Annotated in this window: 19 protein-coding genes; 9 read left to right on the top strand and 10 right to left on the bottom strand. The window is 74.5% G+C overall.

What is annotated here, in order from left to right:
• The gene (locus tag EIZ62_RS22805; protein ID WP_156694553.1) at positions 1-2445 is read right to left on the bottom strand and encodes a beta-glucosidase family protein; all 2445 of its coding nucleotides are present in this window, start codon (positions 2443-2445) and stop codon (positions 1-3) included.
• Between the two features lie 115 nt (positions 2446-2560).
• Between EIZ62_RS22805 and EIZ62_RS22800 the strand changes: the two genes are divergently transcribed.
• Both EIZ62_RS22800 and EIZ62_RS22795 read left to right on the top strand, forming a co-directional pair.
• On the top strand, positions 2561-3136 hold the full coding sequence (locus EIZ62_RS22800) for a TetR/AcrR family transcriptional regulator (protein WP_156694552.1): 576 nt from the start codon (positions 2561-2563) through the stop codon (positions 3134-3136).
• Between the two features lie 32 nt (positions 3137-3168).
• Positions 3169-4398 (top strand): pyroglutamyl-peptidase I, encoded by a 1230-nt coding sequence (locus EIZ62_RS22795; protein ID WP_156694551.1) that lies wholly within the window; start codon positions 3169-3171, stop codon positions 4396-4398.
• Positions 4399-4417: 19 nt separating this feature from the next.
• On the opposite strand, the gene EIZ62_RS22790 is transcribed toward EIZ62_RS22795, so the two are convergent.
• The 6 genes from EIZ62_RS22790 to EIZ62_RS22765 all read right to left on the bottom strand — a co-directional run bounded on the left by EIZ62_RS22790 (position 4418) and on the right by EIZ62_RS22765 (position 10849).
• Complete coding sequence (locus EIZ62_RS22790; RefSeq protein ID WP_156694550.1) at positions 4418-5173, bottom strand: class I SAM-dependent methyltransferase; 756 nt, start codon at positions 5171-5173, stop codon at positions 4418-4420.
• Between the two features lie 53 nt (positions 5174-5226).
• Positions 5227-6438 carry an aminotransferase class V-fold PLP-dependent enzyme gene (locus tag EIZ62_RS22785; protein WP_244375911.1) on the bottom strand — a complete coding sequence of 404 codons (1212 nt, stop codon included), beginning with the start codon at positions 6436-6438 and terminating at the stop codon, positions 5227-5229.
• On the bottom strand, positions 6431-7759 hold the full coding sequence (locus EIZ62_RS22780) for a pyridoxal-phosphate dependent enzyme (protein WP_156694549.1): 1329 nt from the start codon (positions 7757-7759) through the stop codon (positions 6431-6433). Before EIZ62_RS22780 ends, EIZ62_RS22785 begins: the two co-directional genes overlap by 8 nt.
• Complete coding sequence (locus EIZ62_RS22775) at positions 7756-9318, bottom strand: Y4yA family PLP-dependent enzyme (RefSeq protein WP_156694548.1); 1563 nt, start codon at positions 9316-9318, stop codon at positions 7756-7758. The genes EIZ62_RS22780 and EIZ62_RS22775 overlap by 4 nt, the downstream gene beginning before the upstream one ends.
• 138 nt (positions 9319-9456) lie before the next feature.
• On the bottom strand, positions 9457-10062 hold the full coding sequence (locus EIZ62_RS22770) for a LysE family transporter (protein WP_156694547.1): 606 nt from the start codon (positions 10060-10062) through the stop codon (positions 9457-9459).
• Positions 10055-10849 (bottom strand): EI24 domain-containing protein, encoded by a 795-nt coding sequence (locus tag EIZ62_RS22765; protein WP_156694546.1) that lies wholly within the window; start codon positions 10847-10849, stop codon positions 10055-10057. The genes EIZ62_RS22770 and EIZ62_RS22765 overlap by 8 nt, the downstream gene beginning before the upstream one ends.
• A 126-nt stretch (positions 10850-10975) precedes the next feature.
• On the opposite strand from EIZ62_RS22765, the gene EIZ62_RS22760 reads away from it, so the two are divergent.
• A complete protein-coding gene (locus EIZ62_RS22760) occupies positions 10976-12136 on the top strand; it encodes a serine hydrolase domain-containing protein (protein WP_156694545.1) in 1161 nt (386 codons plus the stop codon).
• Positions 12137-12239: 103 nt separating this feature from the next.
• Here the strand turns inward: EIZ62_RS22760 and EIZ62_RS22755 are convergent, their stop codons facing one another.
• Both EIZ62_RS22755 and EIZ62_RS22750 read right to left on the bottom strand, forming a co-directional pair.
• A complete protein-coding gene (locus EIZ62_RS22755) occupies positions 12240-12665 on the bottom strand; it encodes an organic hydroperoxide resistance protein (RefSeq protein WP_064071150.1) in 426 nt (141 codons plus the stop codon).
• A gap of 66 nt (positions 12666-12731) precedes the next feature.
• Positions 12732-13751 carry an NADP-dependent oxidoreductase gene (locus EIZ62_RS22750; RefSeq protein WP_156694544.1) on the bottom strand — a complete coding sequence of 340 codons (1020 nt, stop codon included), beginning with the start codon at positions 13749-13751 and terminating at the stop codon, positions 12732-12734.
• 121 nt (positions 13752-13872) lie between these two features.
• Here EIZ62_RS22750 and EIZ62_RS22745 point away from each other — a divergent pair, with 121 nt between their 5' ends.
• On the top strand, positions 13873-14310 hold the full coding sequence (locus tag EIZ62_RS22745) for a MarR family winged helix-turn-helix transcriptional regulator (protein ID WP_156694543.1): 438 nt from the start codon (positions 13873-13875) through the stop codon (positions 14308-14310).
• Positions 14311-14606: 296 nt separating this feature from the next.
• Here the strand turns inward: EIZ62_RS22745 and EIZ62_RS22740 are convergent, their stop codons facing one another.
• Positions 14607-15437, bottom strand: coding sequence for an SCO2400 family protein (locus tag EIZ62_RS22740; protein ID WP_156694542.1), 831 nt, complete (start codon positions 15435-15437; stop codon positions 14607-14609).
• A gap of 122 nt (positions 15438-15559) precedes the next feature.
• Between EIZ62_RS22740 and EIZ62_RS22735 the strand changes: the two genes are divergently transcribed.
• The 5 genes from EIZ62_RS22735 (at position 15560) to EIZ62_RS22715 (ending at position 21790) form a co-directional block, all read left to right on the top strand.
• On the top strand, positions 15560-16135 hold the full coding sequence (locus EIZ62_RS22735) for a hypothetical protein (RefSeq protein WP_156694541.1): 576 nt from the start codon (positions 15560-15562) through the stop codon (positions 16133-16135).
• A gap of 181 nt (positions 16136-16316) precedes the next feature.
• The gene (gene mreB, locus EIZ62_RS22730) at positions 16317-17360 is read left to right on the top strand and encodes a rod shape-determining protein (RefSeq protein ID WP_156694540.1); all 1044 of its coding nucleotides are present in this window, start codon (positions 16317-16319) and stop codon (positions 17358-17360) included.
• A complete protein-coding gene (locus tag EIZ62_RS22725) occupies positions 17357-18829 on the top strand; it encodes a GAF domain-containing sensor histidine kinase (protein WP_156694539.1) in 1473 nt (490 codons plus the stop codon). Before mreB ends, EIZ62_RS22725 begins: the two co-directional genes overlap by 4 nt.
• A 179-nt stretch (positions 18830-19008) precedes the next feature.
• Positions 19009-20475, top strand: a complete 1467-nt coding sequence (locus tag EIZ62_RS22720) for an acyl-CoA synthetase (RefSeq protein WP_156694538.1) — start codon at positions 19009-19011, stop codon at positions 20473-20475.
• Positions 20468-21790, top strand: a complete 1323-nt coding sequence (locus tag EIZ62_RS22715) for a carboxyl transferase domain-containing protein (RefSeq protein ID WP_156694537.1) — start codon at positions 20468-20470, stop codon at positions 21788-21790. The genes EIZ62_RS22720 and EIZ62_RS22715 overlap by 8 nt, the downstream gene beginning before the upstream one ends.
• Positions 21791-21799 lie beyond the last annotated feature (9 nt).

Here is a 21799-nt window from a genome sequence, read left to right as displayed (position 1 = left end):
CTAGTCCGTGCCCACGGTCAGCAGGGCGGTCAGCCGGGTGTCGGTGAGCGAGCGGCCCGCGCGGATCTCGTACGTGCCGGGGACGGCCGTCCAGGCGCCGGTCTCCTCGTCCCAGATCTCGAAGGCCCGCCGGGGGAGCCGGATCTCGGCCTCGGCGGTCTCGCCCGGCCCGGCCTGGACGCTCGCGAAGCCGGCCAGCCAGCGCGCGGGGCGGTCCACCGGGTCGTCGCCGGCGGGCGCGGCGTACAGCTGGACGGTCTCGCGGCCGGGGCGGGTGCCGGTGTTGCGGACGCGGACGGTGGCGCTCTCGGGGGACAGTTCCAGCGCCTCGTACTCCCAGGTGGTGTAGCCGAGGCCGTGGCCGAAGGGGTAGGCCGGGGTGGTGCCGGCCCGGTCCCAGGCGCGGTAACCGGTGTGGACGCCCTCGGTGTAGTGGAGTTGGCCGTTCACCGGGGTGACGTCGGTGACGGGGGCGTCGGCGAGGGCGGCGGGCCAGGTGGTGGGCAGGCGGCCGCCGGGTTCCTCGGCGCCCGTGAGGACGTCGGCGAGGGCGGCGCCGCCCTCCTGGCCGGGGAACCAGCCGAGCAGTACGGCGGCCACGTCGTCCCGCCACGGCATCTCGACCGGTGAGCCGGCGTTGACGACGACGACGGTGTTCGGGTTGGCGGCGGCGACGGCGCGCACCAGGTCGTCCTGGCGGCCGGGCAGTGCCAGGTCGGTGCGGTCGAAGCCCTCGGACTCGACGCGCTCGGTGGTGGCGACCACGACGATCGCGGTGTCGGCGGCGCGGGCGGCCTCGGCGGCCTCGGCGATCAGCTGGTCGGGGTCGCGGCGTGGCGCGCGGTGGACGAGGGAGAACATCACGCCGGGCAGCGGCGCCGCGTGCTCCCGGTCCAGCGGGTGGAGGAGGGACACCTCGACGGGCTCGCCCTCGGTGAGGGTGACCGTGCCGCGCTCGGTCGGCGAGCCGAAGAACGCCTCGAACGGGTCGGCCTCGTCGCCCATCTCCTGGACGCCGTCGTAGAGGGTCTCGCCGGCGACGGTGAGGGTGAAGGCGCCCAGGCCCCGGGTGCCGAAGGCGTGGTCGCCGCTCTCGCGCGGGGTGAAGGTGCCGGTGACCTCGACGCTGTGGAGCCGCTCGTGGGTGACGCCGTCGGGCAGGTCGTCGCCGATCCACTGGACCTGCCCGCCCGGGAGGTTCCCCTCGCCGAGGACGTTCCCGGCCGCGTCGCGGCACACGGCGCGCAGTGCGAAGCCCGGCCCGGCGGGTGCGGGTTCGTCGCTGGGGTCGGCGCCGGTCGCGTGGGTGAGCGTGCCGGCGGGCAGGGCGGCGGTGAGCCCGTCGAGCGGGGAGACGGTGTGGGCGGGGAAGACCTGGGCGGAGCCGCCGCCGAGGATGCGGGCGTCGCGGGCGGCCGCGCCGATGAGGGCGACGCGGTGGCCGGGGGCGAGCGGCAGGGCTCCCTCGTTGCGCAGCAGGACGAAGGAGCGGTGGGCGATCTCGCGGGCGAGGGCGTCGCCGTCGACGGGTGCGGGCGGGTCGGTGACCGCCGGCTCGGTGCCGTCCAGGGCGCCGACGCGTGCGGCGAGGCGCAGCACGTTGCGGACGGCCGCGTCGACGAGCGCCTCGTCGACCTCGCCCGCGCGGACGGCGGCGGCGAGCGCCTCGCCGTACACGGTGTGGGGCCCGGGCATGGCGATGTCGAGTCCGCCCTCGATGGTGCCCCTGGTGTCGCGGGCGGCCATCCAGTCGGAGACGTTGACGCCGTCGAAGCCCCACTCGCCGCGCAGCACCTCGTTGACCAGGTGGTGGTGCTCGGTCATGGTGGTGCCGTTGACCTGGTTGTACGCGGTCATGACCCCCCAGGGGCGGGCGTTCTTGACGATCGCCTCGAAGGGGGCGAGGTAGAGCTCGCGCAGCGGCCGGGCGGCGATCCGGTTGTCGACGGTGAAGCGGTCGGTCTCGGCGTCGTTGGCGACGAAGTGCTTGACGGTGGTGCCGACGCCGCCGTCCTGGACGCCCAGGACGTATCCGGTGCCGATCTCCCCGGTGAGGTACGGGTCCTCGCTGTACGCCTCAAAGTGCCGGCCGCCCAGCGGTGTGCGGTGGAGGTTGACGGTGGGGGCGAGGACGACGTGGACGCCCTTGCGGCGGGCCTCCTGGGCGAGGAGCCGGCCGGCGCGGCGGGCGAGGGCGGGGTCCCAGGCGGCGGCGAGGGCGGTGGGGGACGGCAGGGCGACGGACGGGTCGTCGGCGGTCCAGCGGACTCCGCGTACGCCGATCGGGCCGTCGGACATGACCAGCGACTTCAGGCCGATTTCCGGGACGGCGGGCAGCGACCACATGTCCCGGCCGGCCAGGAGACGGGCCTTGGTATCGAGGTCGAGCGTGCCGAGTGCCGTCTCGACGGCTTGTTCGTGCCGGGTGCCGGTCGTGTCTGTCACTGTCGTACCTCCGTGTCGGCGTGCGCGCGTGCGGTACGCCCCATGGTGCGCCCGTCACCTGTAGCACGGTAGGTTTCGTTATGTTTCCGTTACCCAGTCGGATGGGAGTACGTGGATGGCAGCGGCCAGGGCCAGGAGTGAGGAGCGGCGCGCGGAGATCGTGCGCGCGGCACTCGAAGTGATCGCGGAGCGCGGCTACCGGGGCGCCTCCCTCGGAGCGGTCGCCGAGCGGGTCGGCCTGACCCAGCAGGGGCTCCTGCACCACTTCCCCACCAAGGAGGCGCTGCTGGTCGCCGTCCTGGAGGAGCGCGACCAGTGGGACACCGGCGGCGGCGGGGCGGCCGCCCGGGACGGCTGGCGGCTCGACCTCCTGGACTCGCTCGTCGAGTACAACGCGATGCGCCCCGGCATCGTGCAGACCTTCTCGGCGCTGCTCGGCGAGAGCGTGACGGAGGATCACCCGGCGCGGGACTTCTTCACCCGCCGCTACGCCCAGGTGCGCGCCCACATGGCGGACGTCCTGCGCGCCGAGTTCGGGGACCGGCTGCCCGGCGGACTGACGCCCGAACAGGCCGCGCCGCTGCTGACCGCGGTGATGGACGGGCTCCAGTACCAGTGGCTGCTGGATCCGGACGCGGTGGACATGCCGGCCGCCTTCCGGGACTTTCTGCGGCTGTTGGGGGCGCGGTAGCGTTCCGGCACCCTACGGAAGGACTGCCCCCAGTGTCCCGGATACGGTCGCGTACAGCCCTGGTCCTCGCCCTCGCCGCGCTGACGGTTCCCGCGCTCCCCGCCTCGGCGGCGACACCCGGCGCGGAACCCACCGCAGAGGAGGCCCGCCTCGACCGGGCCGTACCCCGGGAGATCCTCACCCGCGGCGGATTCGCCACGGTGGCACCCGAGTTCGCCGCCGCCCTGGGCACGGCCGGGTCGTACGCGGCGGCCGAGCGGGCCGTCGCCCGGCACGGTGCGCGGCTGTGGCAGCGGGCGGTGGACCGGGCCCAGGGGCGCGGGCCCGCCGGGGGCGACCTGGCGCGGGACGACGACCGCCCGCTGTACTGGGCACGGCTGGCCATGACGCGGGAACTGCGCGCCTGGGAGCCCGGCTTCGCCCTGTCCGACGGTGAACGGGCCCGGCTGCTGGACCGCCTGGAGACCGCCTCACGCGGTCAGGACGCCATCCGCTTCCCCGCCAGCAAGGGCGTCAAGCGCGTCCTGGTGACCGGGTTCGACCCGTTCACGCTGGACCGGGACGTACGGATCAGCAACCCGTCCGGGGCGGCGGCGCTGGCCCTGGACGGCACCCTGATCCGCACGGCGGACGGCCGGCTCGCCCGGGTGGAGACCGCGGTGTTCCCGGTGCGCTGGGCGGACTTCGCGGACGGCGAGGTGGAGCGGGCCCTGCGGCCGCACCTGCCGCACCTGGACGCCTTCACCACGGTGAGCCAGGGCCGGGTGGGCCGCTTCGACATCGAGCGGTACAACGGCGCCTGGCGCGGCGGGTTCGGCGACAACGAGAACCTCTCCGAGACGGGCGTCGTGCCGGTCGCCGACCCGGCGACGCAGCCGCAGTGGACGACGACGACCCTGCCGTACGCATCGATCGTCGCGGCGGACACGGGCCGGTTCCCGGTGTACGACAACACGTCGGTGACCGAGGTCCCGGCGGGCGGCACCGCGCCCGTCGTCCGGCCCGCCGGCCCCACCCCCGGCTCGGCCGCCCGCGCGGGCGGCGGCGGGGACTACCTGTCCAACGAGATCGCCTACCGCGCCACGCTGCTGCGCGACCGGCTGGGCCTGCGGGGCCTGCCGGGCGGCCATGTGCACACCCCGGTGCTCCAGTTCGGCGCCGGCAACGGCGACGCGGTGACGGATCCGGAGTTCCTGCGCAACCGGGCCGACATCACCGCCCAGGTCAGGTCCATCGTCGCGGTGGCCGCCTCCGGCAGCTGAGACGACGCCCGGGCCGGGGTCAGCGGACGGCGGCCAGGACGTGGCTGAGACCGTGCTGCCACACCACGCCCGCGTGCGCGAACCCGGCCTCGCGCAACAGGTCCAGATGACGCGAGACGGTCAGGTCGTTGCCCTCGCAAGCCGGGTGCCGGTGGCTCCCGCGCTGCGCCAGGAACCGCGCCAGCTCCGGGTCGGAGGCCGCGCCCGACCACCAGGACTCCCAGTCGTCGCGGGCGGGGCCCGGGTGCCGCTCGGCGTGGCGGCGCCCGAGGTCGGCGGCGAGCTGGGACAGCTTCGGGGAGTCGGGGTGCATGTGGTCCCCGTTGACGAGGACGCCGCCCGGGCGCAACACCCCCGCCAGCTCCCGGTACACCCGGAACAGGGTGGCGCGGTCCAGGTAGTGCAGGGCCGTCGTCGACACGGCGGCGTCCACCGGGCGGTCCAGGGTGAGCGCGCCCAGCCAGCCGGGCGCGCCGATCATCGCCTCGACGTACCGCAGCGCGGCACCGTAGTAGGTGCTGCCCAGCTCCAGCAGCAGAGGGTCGCCGTCGACGGCCAGCACCTCCGCACCGGGGAGGCGGCAGGCCAGCCGCGCCGCCAGGGAGCCCGGCCCGCTCCCGAGGTCGAGGACGAGCGGCGCGGCCTGACCGCGCGTCACGTGCTCGACCACGTCCGCGATGACGGTGAAGCTCTCCTCCCGGTCGACCGCGTACCGCTGCTGCTGGTCCTCCCAGCGCTCCACCCACCGAGCGGCCGTCACCGCGTTCACACCCATAGCCGCCCGCGTCCCTCCGCACCGCACGAACCACCCGCTTCTGCTATTGAAAATCATTGCAGACTGGTGAGGGTGGTGAGGAGTGCTCCCACCTCTTCGGGTGTGTTGTGCACATGGAGGCTGACGCGCACCGACCCGTCCCCCTCCCGCTTCCCGGCCTGGCAGTGCCCGTCGGACCGCACCATGAACCCGTGGTCGTAGAGGACGAAACCCAGGTCGTGCGCGTCGATCCCGCGGTGCCGGAAGGTCACCAGGCTCCGCCGGCGCTGGACGCCCGAACCGGCCGCCAGACTGTCGCGGCAGCCGAGGACCGCGTACGTGTCCGCCATCCGGCCGAGCCCGTCCGTCAGCAGGGACATGAGCGCCACCGTCCAGCGCTCGATCCGGTCCGTCCCCGCGGCCTCCAGCCAGTCGAGCGCCGCCACCAGCGAGACGATCCCGGCGGTGTTCGGGGTGCCCCGCCACCCGCCGGGCCGGAAGTCCGGGCCGCGCCGCCCGCGCGCCCACACCGCGCCCGTACCCGGCAGGGCCAGCGCCTTGTGGCCGGAGAACACCACGAAGTCCACGTCCAGCCCGGCCACCGACACCGGCAGGTGCCCCACGCTCTGCGCCGCGTCCAGGCAGATGGGCACGTCCGGCCCGACCACCTCGCGGACCCGGTGCACGTTCATGTCGGCGCCGTACACGTGGTGCACGTGCGTGACCGCCACGAACCGGGTGCGCGGGCCGATGACCCGGGCGAGCGCCGCCGGGTCGTAGTCACCCGACGCCTCCTGGCACGGCAGCTCCCGGACCCCGACGCGCACGCCCTGGCGCGCCAGCACCTCCTGGACCTCCAGCCACGGTGACAGGTTCGCCATGTGGTCGTGGAACGGGACGACGATCTCGTCGCCGTCGGCCAGGAGCCCGGGCAGCCAGTCCCGCGCGACCGTCCGCAGCCCCTCCGTCGTCCCACTGGTGAAGTGCACCGCCGACCGGTCCGGTTCCGGATCGCCCAGGAACCGTTTGACCCGCTCGCGGGCGGTCTCCACCAGCGCCGTCGTGGAGTTCGCCCACGGGTAGGAGCCGCGGCCCGCGTTGGCGTTGGAGGTGGTGAGGTAGTGCCGCACGGCGTCCAGCACGGCCAGCGGCTTCTGCGCGGTGGCCGCGCTGTCCAGGTACACCAGGCCCGGATGGCCGGTGACGATCGGGAACTGGTCGCGCAACGCCCGCTGCCAGGGGCCCAGTTCCGTGAGCTCCGCCGCGACACCGGTCACGTCAGTCACGCACCAGCGGGGCACCCGCGTCCCGCCAGGCCACGATGCCGCCCGCGAGGCTGCGCACGTCGGGGTGGCCCATCCTCGTCAGCAGGGCCGCGTACCGGGCCGACTTCTCCCCCACCGGGCACGCCAGCAGCACCGGGCGGCGCTTCCCGAACGGCAGGCCGCCCCGCACCAGCTCGTCGAACAGCTCGTCCACGATGTTCAGCGAGCCGTCGATGTGCAGCGCGGCGTACGCGAACGGGCCGCGCAGGTCGATCACCAGCGGATGCTCCTCCGCGATCCACTTCCGGGCCTCGGTGACGTCGATGACGGTCGCGGTGCGGGCCTCTGTGTCGGTCAGGGTGGCCACCGAGTTCTTCACCGGCGGCCGGCCCAGCAGCTCGGGCCGGCGCTGCCGTACGTATCCGAGGTAGCTCTCCGCCCGGTCGCAGACGATGAAGACGGCCGTCCGCCGCCGCCCGTCCGGTGGCGGGACGGCGTCGAACTCCCGCAGGTGGCGCACCGCCCCGTGGTAGGCGGCCCCGCCGGTCGGCCCGGCGAGCAGGCCGCAGCGGCGGATCAGCGTCACCATGCCGTCGATGGCCTCGTCGGCGCCGACGGTCTCGATCGTGTCGTACGTCGCCGGGTCGAACAGCCCCACCTCCTGCACCTCGTCGGCGGTGCGGATGCCGGGGATGAAGTCGGACTTCTCGCCGACGAGCCCCACCACGGCCACCGACGGGTCGTGGGCGCGCAGCGCGGTCGCCACACCCGTCGACGATCCGGCGGTGCCCACGCAGGCGATGAACCAGTCCGGCGCCCGGCCGTCGAGGTCGGCGATGATCTCCGGGCCGGTGCCGGACGCGTGCGCCTCGCTGTTGCGGGCGTTGAAGTACTGGTCGGTGTGGAAGTGGGCGCTGCCGGGCCGGTTGAGCCGCTGGTGGAAGAGGGTCAGCGGGTCGTCGGTGTCGGTCGGGTCGAGGCACTCGGACCGACCGGGCAGCTCCTCGATCTCGGCGCCCAGCAGCAGGAGCAGGTCCTTGATCTCGGGGACGCGCATCCGGTTGGTGACGCTCTTGAACGGCAGCCCGTGCATCCCCGCGATCAGGGCCAGGGCCTTGGCCGTGTTGCCGCTGGACAGTTCGACGACCGTCTCGCCGCGCTCCCGGGCGCCGGCGAGGCCCTGGCGGGCCATGTTCCAGGCGGCCCGGTCCTTGAGGGAGCCGAAGGGGTTGAGCATCTCCAGTTTGGCGTAGAGGTCGACGGTGCGCAGACCGTGGACCTCCGGGTCGATGCGCACCAGCGGGGTGTTGCCGATGGCGTCGGTGATGCTGTCGTACCTCATGTGCGCTGTCCCCCCGGTCGTGTGATCGGCCAGTACTGCTCGTCGAGGCACCAGTGCCAGGACTCCCCTTCCCGCTCGACGGCGACCCTGCGGGCGACGGGCTGCCGCTGGGCGTGGGTGGCGCCGAAGTCCATGCAGTAGCCGGCGGTGTTGGGGAAGGCGAGGAGGTCGCCGGGGCGCGGCAGCCGGGGCAGGTGGACGGTGCGGCGGGTGATCAGGTCCGACTCCAGGCAGAGGTTGCCCATGAGGTGGACGGCCGCGTGCCCCGCACCGGCGCCACCGCCGTCGCCGATGTCGCGGGGCAGGAGGACCGGGTCCACGAGGACGCCGTGGTCCTCCAGGCCGACGTCACCGGCGTTCATCGCGAGCCGCACCAGGTGGGCACCGGTGTCCGTGGCCCGGACCTCCAGCACCCTGCCCAGGGTGATCCCGCACTGGTCCACGAGCGCCCGCCCGGGCTCGACGTACAGCTCGTGCAGGCTCTCCAGCAGCAGGGTGCCCAGGGGGCGGCCGCCGAGCCCGGCGGCGGGGCGCGACAGCAGCTCGTCGAGGTAGCCGGCGCCGGCGAGGGGGCGGTGGGCCGGGTAGAGCCCCAGGGCGCCCTTGACGGTGCCGTTCTCCATCCGCAGGCCGTAGCCGTGGCCGTCCCACGTCAGGGGCGGCCGCTCCCCCATGACCGCCCGGGTGAGCGCGGTCGTGTAGCGGGACCACTGGTCGGCGTGGGCCAGGTAGTTGACGCCGAAGCCGCCGCCGACGTCGACGGCGCGCGGGGAGAAGCCGCGTACCCGCATCTCCTCCATCGCCGTCAGGCAGCCTTCGAGCGCCGCCGCCTTCTCGTCCAGGCTCGTGGTGTCGAGGTGGTAGCCGACGCCGATCGGCTCCACCGCGTCCCGGTACCGGTCGGCCGTGTCGAGCAGGTGCTTCAGCGACCGCGCCGGGGTGCCGAAGCGGCTGCGGCGGGACAGCAGGGTGGTGCCGGACGTCTCGAACCCGGACAGCCGCAGCACGACACGGCACCGGGGCAGGCCGTACGCCCGGACCAGCTCGGCCGCCCGTTCCAGCTCGCCGGGGCCGTCCACGTTGACGACGGCACCGGCGCGCAGGGCCAGCCAGAGGAACTCGGGGTCCTTCGGGCCGGTGGTCATGATGCGGTCGCCGGTCCACCCGGAGGCGAGGGCGTGCTGCATCTCGCCGAGGGACGCGGCGTCGAGGGCGGCGTCGGTGGTGACCAGGCGCCGCACCAGCGCGCTGGAACGGTTCGCCTTGTGCGCGAAGAAGACCCGTCCGGTGAGCCGGTGGCGGCGGAAGACGGCACGGAACCGCTCCGCGTTCTCCGCGATCTGCCCGGGCAGCACGACGTTCAGGGGCGAGCCCAGCGCGTCCACGAGGGTATGGAGGAAGGCTGCCCCCGTCGTGAGGAGGGCGGCCGGCCGCTCCTCCAGCCGTGGTTCCAGGTACAGGGTCTCCCCGCCGCCCGCGTCCGCCGCCGTGTCCGCCGTCCCAGCGGTGCCCGTCCCAGCGGTGCCCGTCCCAGCCGTGCCCGTCCCAGCCGTGCTCATCCCAGCTGTGTCCTCCCGCGAGGGAACGCCGACCGGCGCCTGCCGTCGTCCCGCTCTTTATGCCCAACATTTCCTGACGGGATGGCGTCGGGGCGGTAGACGGCCGGATTCAGCCCAGGCGGTCGCGGCGGGCGGTCGTCACGCCACACCCAGGGTGATCCCCAGCCCCACCAGTGTGGCGCCGATGGCGCGGTTGAGGGCTTTCTGGGCGCGCAGCATGGACGTCCGCAGCCGTGAGTGCGAGAAGAAGAGCGCCACCAGACCGAACCAGGCCAGATGGGCGACGGACATGAACAGGCCGTACGAGGCCTGCTGCCAGCGGGCCGTGTCCGGGCCGACGACCTGGGTGAAGGTGGACACCACGAACAGCGTGGTCTTGGGGTTCAGTACGTTGGTCAGGAAGCCGGTGCGCAGCGCGCCCCACCGCGACAGGGCGGGCTTCGACTCCAGGTCGACCGTCACCTCCGCGCGGGAGAAGAACGTCCGCGCACCGATGTAGACGAGGTAGGCGGCGCCCAGCAGCTTGATCGCGGTGAACAGCGCGGTGTTGGCGGCGATCAGCAGGCCTACGCCCAGCATCGTGTACGTGACGTGGACGAGGACGCCCGCCGCGACGCCGGTGGCGGCGAAGAGGCCGGTCGTACGGCCGTAGAGGTAGCTGTTGCGCACCACCATGGCGAAGTCGGCGCCGGGGCTGATCACCGCGAGGACGGTGATGACCGCGACCGCGAGCAGCTCAGGCATGCGGGGCGCCGCGCCGGTCCTGGTCGTCCTCCGTGGCCGCCGCCGTCTCCTCCCGGCCCTCCAGGTCCCGGACCAGCAGCGTCGCTCCGGCGACGGCGCCCGGCATCAGGAACACCGCGACGAACGGCACCAGGAAGGCGAGGGTCAGGGGGACACCGAAGCCCAGGGTGAGCATCCGGCGGCCGCGCAGCATCGCCAGCCGCTCCTTGAACTCGACCCGGCGCCGCTGGAGCGCCACCGAGGTGAGCTCCTCGGCCAGGAAGAATCCGGAGACGCAGAAGCCGAGCACGGGGACGACGGTCTGGCCGACGACGGGGATGAAACCGAGCGCGAAGAGCAGGACGCCGTACAGGGCGACGCGCAGGAGGACGCGCAGGCTGTCCCGGGTGGAGATCCACAGCTCGCGCCAGAGCGGCAGTCCCGACTCGGGCACGTCACCGCCCTCGGAGCGGTCGACCTCCTCGGACAGCGACTCGTAGAACGGCTGGCCGACCAGGAGCGTCACGGCGGTGAAGGTGACGACGGCCAGGAACAGCCCGAAGGCGTAGAGCAGCGCCGTCAGGAAGCCGCGGAAGACGCCCTGCCAGGGCGAGGTCCAGTCGTCGGCGAAGGGGGTCGCCCAGCCGATCAGGTCGTCCGCGCCGTACGCCAGGCCGATCAGCGCCGCGGCGTACAGCACCAGGGTGACCAGTCCGGGCAGCAGTCCGAACCCCAGCCACCGGCCGTGCCGGCCGACCCAGCGCTGACCCTTCAACAGATAGCCGAAACCCACCCCGAGATCACGCATGGCCTCACCCTATCGGGGCCCGGGCCAGGAATTTCACGGGGCGGCGGACCACTTGATCATCTGTGACGGCCACGTCATGGCCACAGTCACGGCCGCAGTGACGGCCACCGGGGCGAGGGAGCGGGAATGTCGGGTGAGCGGGCGGTCCGGGGGACCGTAGCCGAGGGGTTCGAGGCGGTGCGGGAGGAGTTCACCGCCGTCGTACGGGAGGAGAGGCCGGACTATTCCGGGCAGCTGTGCGCGTACGTGCAGGGGCGGAAGGTCGTCGACCTGTGGGCCGGCCCGGACACGGACGGCGACACGCTGCACGGGGTCTACTCCTCCACCAAGGGTGCCGCGCACCTGGTGGTGGCGCTGCTCGTCCAGGACGGGACGCTGGACCTGGACCGGGAGGTGGCGCACTACTGGCCGGAGTTCGCGGCGGCCGGCAAGGAGGCCGTGACGCTGCGCGACCTGCTCGCCCACCGTGCGGGTCTGGTCGGCGCGGACGGCGGCTTCACCTTCGAGGAGCTGGCCGACGACCGGGTGATCGCCGAGAGGCTGGCCGGCCAGCGGCCGTACTGGCGCCCCGGCGCGGCCTTCGGCTACCACGCGTACGTGATCGGGGCTCTGACCGGCGAGGTGGTGTTCCGGGCGACCGGGCGCACGCTGCAGGACCTGTTCGAGGAGCGGGTGCGCGCCCCGTACGGGCTGGACTTCCACCTGGGGCTGCCGGAGGAGCACGAGCCGCGCTTCCGCCCGGTCCTGCCGATGGACCCGACGCCGGAGCAGCGGGCCGAGCTGGACGCGGCGCCGGTGCCGGACGTGCCGGGCACGCTGCTGTCGATCGCCTACAACCGCAACGGTGCGCAGCCGACCGACATCGAGACGGTGCCCAACTCGCGCCTGGTGCGCGCCAAGGGGCCGGCGTCGGTCGGCGGGGTGGCGTCGGCGCGCGGGCTGGCCGGGATGTACGCGGCGGCGATCAGCGGGACGGCCGGGCGGCCCCCGCTGCTGGACGCGGACACGGCAGCGCGGTTCGCGCAGCTCCACTCGGTGGGCCACGACCTGGTGGCGGGGGCCCGCCGGTCGTACGGGCTGGGCTTCATCAATCCCGCCCTGCTGTACCCGTTCCTGGGCGCCGGCTCGTTCGGCCACAGCGGGGCGGGGGGCTCGCAGGCGTTCGCGGACCCGCGGGCGGGCCTGGCGTACGGGTACACCCGCCGCCGGTTCCCCTTCCCCGGCGGGGCGGCGGAGGAGAACGCCCGCCTGGTCAGGGTCGTGCACACGGCGGCGCGGGCGCGGTAGGGGTTCCCGGCCTCCGGTACGGCGGAGGGCCGCACCCCGGGTGGGGTGCGGCCCTCCGGCGCGCGTGTGGACGAACCCGTCAGGATCCGTCCGGGCGCGTGGATCAGGCGACGTCGAGGTCGACCGTGATGTTGCCGCGGGTGGCCTTGGAGTACGGGCAGACCTGGTGGGCCTTCTCGATGAGTTCCTTGGCGGTGGCGGCGCTGACGTTCGGGATCTTCGCGGAGATCTTGACGATGATCCCGAAGCCGTCGGCGTTCTTGCCGATGCCGACCTCGGCGGTGACCGTCGAGCCGGAGATGTCGGCGCCCTCCTGGCGGGCGACGACACCGAGCGCGCCCTGGAAGCAGGCGCTGTACCCGGCGGCGAACAGCTGCTCGGGGTTGGTGCCCTCGCCGGAGCCGCCCATCTCCTTGGGCGGGTTCACGACGACGTCGAGCTTGCCGTCGTTGGTGGCGACGCGGCCGTCACGCCCGTTCTCGGCGGTGGCGACGGCGGTGTACAGGACGTCGGACTGCTGGATCGACATGTAAGAGCTTTCCTCCTGTGATGCGCCGCGACTCGCGCCCACGATCGCGGCGGACTGGAGGTGAGCCTATCGGGTGAGCGAAACGATCATCTTTCCGGTGTTCTCGCCGCGCAGCATGCCGAGGAACGCCTCGACGCCGTTCTCCATGCCCTCGACGACGGTCTCCCGGTACTTCAGCTCGCCCGAGGCCAGCCAGCCGGCGACCTCCTCGACGAACGCCGGCTGGAGCGCGGCGTGGTCGTTGACCAGCATGCCCTGGAGGCGCAGCCGCTTGCCGATGACCAGGGCGAGGTTGCGCGGCGCGGGGGTCGGCTCGGTGCTGTTGTACTGCGCGATCATGCCGCAGATGGTGGCGCGGCCGTGCACGTTGAAGGAGCTGATCGCCGCCTCCAGGTGCTCGCCGCCGACGTTGTCGAAGTAGACGTCGATGCCGTCGGGGGCGGCTTCCTTGAGCTGGGCGGCGACGGGGCCGTTCTTGTAGTTGAAGGCGGCGTCGAAGCCGTACTCCTCGGTGAGGAGCTTGACCTTCTCGTCGGAGCCGGCCGAGCCGATGACCCGCGAGGCACCCTTGAGCTTCGCCATCTGGCCGACCTGGCTGCCGACGGCGCCGGCCGCGCCGGAGACGAAGACGACGTCGCCCTCCTTGAACGACGCGACGTCGAACAGGCCCGCGTAGGCGGTGAGGCCGGTCATGCCGAGGACGCCGAGGTACGCGGAGAGGGGCGCCAGGGAGGCGTCGACCTTGGTCGCGTGCTTGGCGTTCACGTCGGCGTACTCGCGCCAGCCGAGGCCGTGCAGCACGTGGTCGCCGACCGCGAAGCCCTCCGCGCTGGACGCGACGACCTCACCGACGGCGCCGCCCTCCATGGGCTGGTCGAGCTGGAACGGCGGTACGTACGACTTCACGTCGTTCATGCGGCCGCGCATGTACGGGTCGACCGAGAAGTGCAGGTTGCGGACGAGGATCCGGCCCTCGGCCGGCTCCGCGACGGGAGCCTCGCGGAGGGCGAAGTCCTCGGGCTTGGGCCAGCCGTGCGGGCGGGCGACGAGGTGCCATTCGCGACCGGACGCGGGAAGAGCGGACATGGTGCGTGCCTCCTGGTGGTGCTTCACGCCGTGCTTGTTTCACGAGGTGTTTGTTTCATGACCTGAAACAACCATGCTCCTGAATATTTCAGGTTGTCAAGTAAACGGGTACCCTGGATCCATGTCCAGCAGACGCACAGACCCGCTCACCCTCGAGGTGGTCGACCTCATCGGCACGGTGGTGGCCCGCTACCACGAGGAGTACGAGCAGGCCGCCGCGCAGCACTCCCTGACCGGCGCGCAGGCCCGCGTCCTCGGGCTGCTCGCCCTGGAACCCACGCCGATGCGCCGCATCGCACGGTCGCTGCGGTGCGAGCCGTCCAACGTGACGGGCATCGTCGACCGGCTGGAGGCCCGCGGCCTGGTGGAACGCCGCCCGGACCCGGCGGACCGCCGCGTGAAGATCGCCGCCGCCACGGACGAGGGCCGCGCCACCGCCCGCCGCCTGCGGGACGCCCTCGACTTCGCCCGCGAACCCCTGGCCGCCCTGTCCGAAGAAGAGCGCACCTCACTCCGCGACCTGCTGCGCCGCATGCTGCGCGAGGACGGCGGCTCGTAGCGGGGGTGGGCCGGGCGGCCGCGCCGCCGGGCGCGGTGGGCCTCACGTCACGGCGTGCGTGCCGAGGGCGGCGCACCCACCGAGCGCGGCGTGCGCGCCGGACCTCGCGCGTACGCGCCGACCAAGGCGTACGTACCGCGGGCCGGCGCACGCACCGGACCTGGCGTGCACACCGGGGCCGACATACCCACCGAGCGCGGCGTGCACGCCGGACCCTCCGCGAACACCGCCCGACCAGGGCGGACGCCTCGGCCGTGGCCTCCGCCCCAGGCGCGGGGCCGCCCCAGGCGTGGGGGCTAGACGCACCACCAGAGGAACCAGTCGCAGGACTCGGTCGGCGTAGGGGTCGGGGTGGGGTCCGCGGGGGGTGGGTCGGCCGGGGGCGGATCCTCGGGGGCGGGGTCCTCGGGGGTGTCGGGGCTGTCCGGTTCGTCCGGTTCGGCGGGCGGCGGGTCCGCCGGGGCGGGGTCCTCCTGCTCCGGGACCTCGGGCGCACCCGACTCCTCGGGGTCGCCGGACCGCCCCGGCGCCGACGGGCCGGTGCCCGCCTCGCCACCGGGGGCGGAGGCCGACGCGCCCGGCGCGCTCGACGGGGCACCGGACTCGCCGGTCCCGTCGCCCGCGTCGCCGTCCCCGGGCTCGCCCGTCGACGAGGTCGCCGTTACCGGTTCGCCCACCGGACTCGGGCCGTCCGGCAGCTCGGAGCCGTCCGGCCCGTCGGGCAACGGCTCCGGCGCCGCCCGGTCGTCCTGCCGTACGGCGGTGGCGGCACCGTCCTCGCCGGGGTGCTCCATCGCCAGCTCGGCCAGGCTCAACAGGCCGGCCGCCAGGATCAGCGCGCCCAGCCCGACCAGGAGGGTGCGCCCACGCCGCTTGCGGGCCCGGCGGCCCACGGGACGCGACCGCCGGGCGGCGGGCCGGGCACGACGCGCCCCCCGGCCGGGCGCCTCGCCCCGCGCACGACGGGGCGCCGCGGGCGGATGCCGCTCGTCCCGGTCCAGCTCGTAGACGTGCTCCGCCGCGGTCATCTGGGGATCGTCGTGCCGGAGGTCCTCGACCGGCGTACCGCACCCGGCACAGGCCAGGGCGCCGTTGAGGTGCCTCTGACACTGATGGCAGTAATCCATGGCGCCCGCAGATTATGCGGCGCCGGCGCACCTCAGGTACCCGCGCCTGTGAGGATCCTGTGTGGAAACGGGCATCGCCCGGCGCGCCCGCTCGATTGATGCGAAACGGGCAGGATGTCGCCATGAAAGGCACCGGTACCCCCTCCGCCCCCTTTGGTCCGCCGGACTTCCAGCTCGTCCTGCTGCGCCGCATGGCGGACCATCAGCCCGGCCTGGTCGAGGACGCCCGCCGGGAGCTGGGCGCGTCCATCGCCGACATGAGGGAGGCCAACCGCCGGTGGCAGGCCATGACCCGCTCCCCCCGGTCACGGGGCGCGCTCGCCCGCTACCGCTCCGTCCTCGGCGAGCCCGAGTCCCGCACCCGCCGCACCGTCGGGGACCTGGAGTGCGACGCGCTGCTGTGGCCCGTACCGCTCTGGCCCGGCCTCCGTTTCGAGGTGCTGGCCGCACCCGGCGGCGGCCCTGTGTGGAACGAGTGGCTCGTCCGGGCACCCGGCGCGGCCGGCCCCGAGCTGCGCACGGTCGCCGACCTGCGCCCCTGGACCTGCACCGTCGACGAGGTGGCCCGCGCCTTCCCGCCGGCCCGCCCCCTGGAGGGCACCGCGCCCACACGGTGGCGGCTCGCGTTCACACCCCCGGGCGGCGGGGAGCCGTGCACGGCCGAGTTCACCTGGGGACTGCTGCAACGGCTCCTGTAGCGCCCGGGGCGCCACCCCGCCCACCGCTCCGGCCACCGCCCCGCTCCCGAACCGCGCGCGGCACCACCGCCGCTTCCCCCTTCCGGCCGCCGTCTGTCACCCCGTCAGCTCCCCCGGCGCGCGTCCCGCGCCCCGCGAACGCACGATGCGAGGACGTACCGCTCCTGGGAGGATCCGCACCGTGACCGTCAGTCTCGAGCAGTTGCGCCGCTGCCATGTCGCCGTCGACCTGGGGGCCGCCAGGACCCGGGTCTTCGTCAAGGGCGTCGGGCTCGTCGTCGACGAGCCGAGTGTCGCCGCCGTCAACACCCGCACCGGCGCGCTGATCGCCGTCGGCGAGTTCGCCGAGAAGATGACCGGCCGCACCCCCGACTACATCCGCGTCGTACGGCCCGTCTCCGGCGGAAGCGTCGTCGACATCGACATGGCCCAGCGCATGCTGCGGCACCTCCTCGGCGAGAAGCTCCGCCGCCAGCTGCGCCGCAAGCCGATGCTGCGCGCCGCCGCCTGCACCCCGCACGACAGCGACCCGCTCGCCCAGCGCGCCACGATCGAGACGCTCGTCGGGCTCGGCGCACGCCGCGTCGAGCTGGTCGACACGCTCATCGCGGCGGCCGTGGGCTGCGGCCTGCCGGTGGAGCAGCCCACCGCGACCATGATCCTGGTGTGCGGGGCGGCCACCACGCAGGTCGCCGTGCTGTCGCTCGGCGCGATCGTCACCGCCGAGCGCATCCCGGTCGGCGGCAACGCCATCGACCACGCCGTCATCCAGTACCTGCGCCACCAGCACGAACTGATGCTGCCCAGCCAGTCCGTACGCCCCCTCCAGCTCGCCCTGCACGGAAACGGCCTCACCCCGCACGGCCCGGCGTCCACCGAGATCCACGGGCGGGACGTGGCGACCGGCCTGGCGCGTTCCGTGCTCGTCGACACCGCCGCCGTACGCCAGGCGCTGCACACCCCGCTGACGGCCGTGCTCGACGGCATCGGGAAGGTGCTGCGCGACTGCCCGCCCGACCTGGTCGCCGACCTCGTCGACCGCGGCATCATGATGGTCGGCGGCAGCGCGCTGCTGCCCGGCCTCGACCAGATGCTGCGCAACGCCACCGGGATGCCCGTGCACATCGCCGAGCGCCCCGACGTCTGCGCCGTCCTGGGGCTCGGCGCCATGCTGGAGGGCCGTATCGAGCCCCTCACGCTCAACCCGCTCGCCGAGGCCGAGTGACCGGAAGAGGGCTGCCCGCGCTGCTCGGGGCGGTACTGGACGTCGGTACCGACCTCGAGCTGCGCGCCACCCTCCAGCACCTCGTGGAGCACGCCGCCGCGCTGACGGACGCCCGGACCGCCTCCCTCGTCGTCCTCGACCCCGAGCAGGGCCGCCCCACCGACCGGTACACGACCGGCACGGCCGGGAACGACGACCGGAGCGACCGCGGTGACGAACACGACCTCGCCGTACCGGTCCGTGTCCACACCGAGGTGTTCGGCCGGCTCCACCTGACCGGGAAGCGCGGCGGACCGTTCACCGGCGAGGACCTGGCCACGCTGCGCGTCCTCGCCTCGCAGGCGGGCATCGCGATCGGCAACGCCCGGCTGTACGAGACGGCCCGGCAGCGCGAGCGGTGGATCGAGGGCGCGGCGGCCGTGACGACGGCGCTGCTCACCGGCGGGGCGGCGGCCGACGCGCTGGTGACCGTCGCCGAGCGGGCCCGGCTGCTCGCGGGCGCGGCGGCGGGCGTGGTCCTCCAGCCCACCGGCGAGGGCGGAATGGAGATCGTCGCCGCCTCGACGCCCCACGACCCGGACGACCTGCTCGGCACGACGATCGCCCCCGGCTCGCCCGTACTGGAACAACTGCTCGGCGGCGAGCCGGTGTTCATCGACGACTCGGCCACCGACCCCCGGATGACGACACCGGTGCGGACCCGGTTCGGGCCCTCGATGATGCTGCCGCTGCAGAGCGGCGGGAAGCTGATCGGCACCCTCGCCCTGCCGCGGCGGCGCGGCGGGCTCCCGTACACGGCGGTCGAGCGGCTGCTGGCCTCCCAGTTCGCCTCACAGGCCGCGCTCGCGCTCGTCCTGGCGGACGCGCAGGCCGACCGGGAGCGGCTCGCGGTGTACGAGGACCGCGACCGGATCGCCCGCGACCTGCACGACCTCGTCGTACAGCGGCTGTTCGCCACGGAGATGATGCTGGAGGCCACGCGGCGGCGGGCGTCCGGCGCCGCGGCGGACCTGCTGGACCGGGCGGTGGACGAGCTGGACTCCACCATCCAGGAGGTGCGCACCGCCATCTTCGCGCTCCAGCAGCCGCCGGTCGACGCGCCCCGGTCCCTCCGCGGCCGGGTGCTGCGCGAGACCGGCGGCGCGGCGGTCCTCCTGGGCTTCCGGCCGTCCGTGCACTTCACCGGCGCGGTGGACGCCCTGGTCACCGACCCGGTCGCCGACCGGCTGCTCACCGCCCTGCGCGGCGCCCTGGTGGCCGCCCACCGCCGCGAGGGCCTGACGGCCGTGGACGTGGAGGTCGACGCCACGGCCACCCTGCCGGACGGCCGCCCCGGCATCCGCCTCACGGTCACGGACGACGGCGCCGGCGGCGCGACGGTGACATGGCGGTCCCCGCGTGAAGTGGGCCCCCGGGACGCCCTCGACGGCGGCCCTGGCTCCCCCGCCGCACCGCCGCCCCCGACGTAGTCCGGCCGGCGGAGGGCTCCCGGGCGGCGCCGCTCGAGCCCCGCTCGTACCCGGCACGAGGGGCGCCGGAACTGCGGCGAACAGCACACGTGGCACCGGCTTCGACCGTCCGCCGGCGGGGAGAATGGTGGGGCCCTGTGACCGCGATCCCTGCGGCGGCGACACGAGGAGGACCCCGAGTGAGTTCGCTCTTTCCGGCCCTGGACGCCCCGGACGCCGGAGCCGGACGGCCCGCGCTGCGATTCGCGGACCGTTCCCTGACGTACGGCGAACTCCGCGCCGCAGCACGCTCGTTGGCCGTCCGGCTGGACGGGGCGGAACGGGTCGCCGTCTGGGCCACGCCCACCCTGGAGACCTCGGTCGCCGTGGTCGCGGCACTGCTCGCGGGCGTACCGGCCGTGCCGCTCAACCCGAGGACGGGCGAACGGGAGCTCACCCACATCGTCACCGACAGCCGCCCCGCCCTGGTCCTCGCCTCGCCGGAGGACGGACTGCCGCACGCGCTGAGCGGCCTGGACCGGCTGGACGTCACCGTCGACTCCGCCGAGTCCGCCCCCGTGGGGCGGCCGCCCGCCGAGCCGGACGACCCCGAGGCGCCGGCCCTCATCGTCTACACGTCCGGCACCACCGGCCCGCCCAAGGGCGCCGTCCTCCCCCGCCGCGCCGTCGCCTCGACGCTCGACGCCCTGGCGGACGCCTGGGCGTGGACCTCGGCCGACGTCCTCGTGCACGCCCTGCCGCTCTTCCACGTCCACGGGCTGATCCTGGGCGTGCTCGGCCCGCTGCGGCACGGCGGATCGGTGCGCCACCTGGGCAGGTTCACGACCGGCGGGGTGGCGCGCGAGCTGGCGGCCGGCGGGACGATGCTGTTCGGGGTACCGACCATGTACCACCGCATCGCCGAAGCCCTGGACGACGACCCGCAGCTGGCGAAGGCCCTCGCGGGCGCGCGGCTGCTGGTCTCCGGCTCGGCGGCGCTTCCCCTCCACGACCACGAGCGGATCGCCGCGCTGACGGGGCGGCGGGTGATCGAGCGGTACGGCATGACCGAGACGCTGATGAACACCAGCGTCCGGGCCGACGACGTGGAGCCGCGCACCGGTTCGGTCGGCGTGCCGCTGCCCGGCGTGGAACTGCGGCTGGTGGACGAGGAGGATGGGACGGAGATCGCCGCGTACGACGGGGAGACGGTGGGCGAGATCCAGGTGCGCGGCCCCAATTTGTTCACCGGGTACCTCAACCGGCCGGACGCCACCGCCGCCGCGTTCGACGGGACCTGGTTCCGCACCGGCGACATGGCGGTACGGGCCGGGGACGGGTCGGTGCGGATCGTGGGCCGCCGGGCGACCGACCTGATCAAGAGCGGCGGCTACAAGATCGGCGCAGGCGAGATCGAGAACGCGCTGCTCGACCACCCCGGGGTGCGCGAGGCCGCCGTCACCGGTGAACCCGACCCGGACCTCGGCGAGCGGATCGTGGCGTGGGTCGTCCCCGCCGACCCCACCGCGCCACCCTCGGAGGCGGAGCTGGCCGACCACGTGGCGGCACAGCTCGCCCCGCACAAGCGGCCCCGGACCGTCCGGTACCTCGACGTCCTGCCCCGCAACGACATGGGCAAGATCATGAAGAGGTCCCTCCATGGCTGAGCGCCTCTCCGCCCGCGCGGCCATCGGTCTCCTCACCGACGCGTTCGAGGACCACGCGCCGCCCGACCGCGCCTGCGCGCCCGACGGCCCCCTGGCCTGGGAGGGTTACGACGCGTCCCGCGCCCGCGCGGCCGAGCGGACGGGCGAGGCCGAGTCGGTCGTGTACGGCACGGCCCGCGTCGGCGACCGCTCGTGCGCGGTACTCGCCTTCGAGTTCGGGTTCCTCGGCGGCTCGCTCGGCGAGCGGGCCGGCGACCGGCTGGAGGCCGCGTACCGCCTGGCCCGCGAGGAGCGCGTCCCGCTGCTCTCCCTCGTCGCGACGGGCGGCAGCCGGATGCAGGAGGGCATGGTCGCGCTGACCCAGCTCCAGCGGGTGGCGCGCGAGTCGGTGCTGCTGCGGGAGGCGGGCCTGCCGCACCTCACGGTGCTGCGCGACCCGGCCACCGGCGGCGGCTGGGCGACGGTGGGGGCGGGCGCCGACGTGATCCTGGCGCTGCCGGGGGCGCAGGTCGGGTTCGCCGGATCGCGGGTACGGCCCGCGGACGCGGACCCGGCCGCGTACACGGCCGAGGGCCAGCTGGCGGCCGGGCACGTCGACGCGGTCGTACGCCCCGAGGAGCTGCGCGGGACGGTCACGCGCTGGGTGACCGCGCTGACGAGCCCCGCCGCGCAGGCGCCGCCACCCGCCGCCCTGTCGTCTGGGCCGCTCCCCGCGAGCGGCTGGGACGCGGTCCGCCAGGCCCGTGACCCCGGCCGCCCCCGCGCCGAGGCGTACCTGAACGCGTACTTCACGGACCGGCTGCCCCTGGCCGGCGACCGCTGCGGCGGTACGGACCCGGGCATGCTGTGCGGTATCGGGCTCCGCGCCGACGGGCGGGCGGTGGCGTACGTCGCGCAGTGCGGCACGGCGACCCGCCCGGCCGGTTACCGCACGGCCGCCCGCGTGATCCGGCTCGCCGACCGGCTGGGCGTCCCGGTCCTGACGCTCGTCGACACGCCCGGCGCGGCGAACGACGCGGAGGCGGAGCGGGCGGGCGCGGGCGCGGCGATCGCGGACGCGTTCACGGCCGTGGCGGCGGCGCGCGTCCCGGTCACCACGCTCCTGATCGGCGAAGGCGGCTCGGGCGGGGCGCTGGCCCTGGCGGCGCCGGACAACACGTGGGCCACGCGGGACAGTTACTTCTCGGTGATCGCCCCGGAGCTGGCCGCCGCGATCCTGAAACGCCCCCCGCAGGACGCCCCGCACACCGCCGAGCAGCTGCGGCTGCGCCCTCAGGACCTGGTGGAGCTGGGCGTGGTCCGCGGCATCGTCTGACGGCTCCGC

It is taken from the genome of Streptomyces ficellus, from assembly GCF_009739905.1.
In the GTDB taxonomy this organism is placed as follows: Bacteria; Actinomycetota; Actinomycetes; order Streptomycetales; family Streptomycetaceae; genus Streptomyces; species Streptomyces ficellus_A.
Note: the sequence above shows the minus strand (reverse complement) of the source record. Positions and strands in the feature narration are given on the sequence as shown.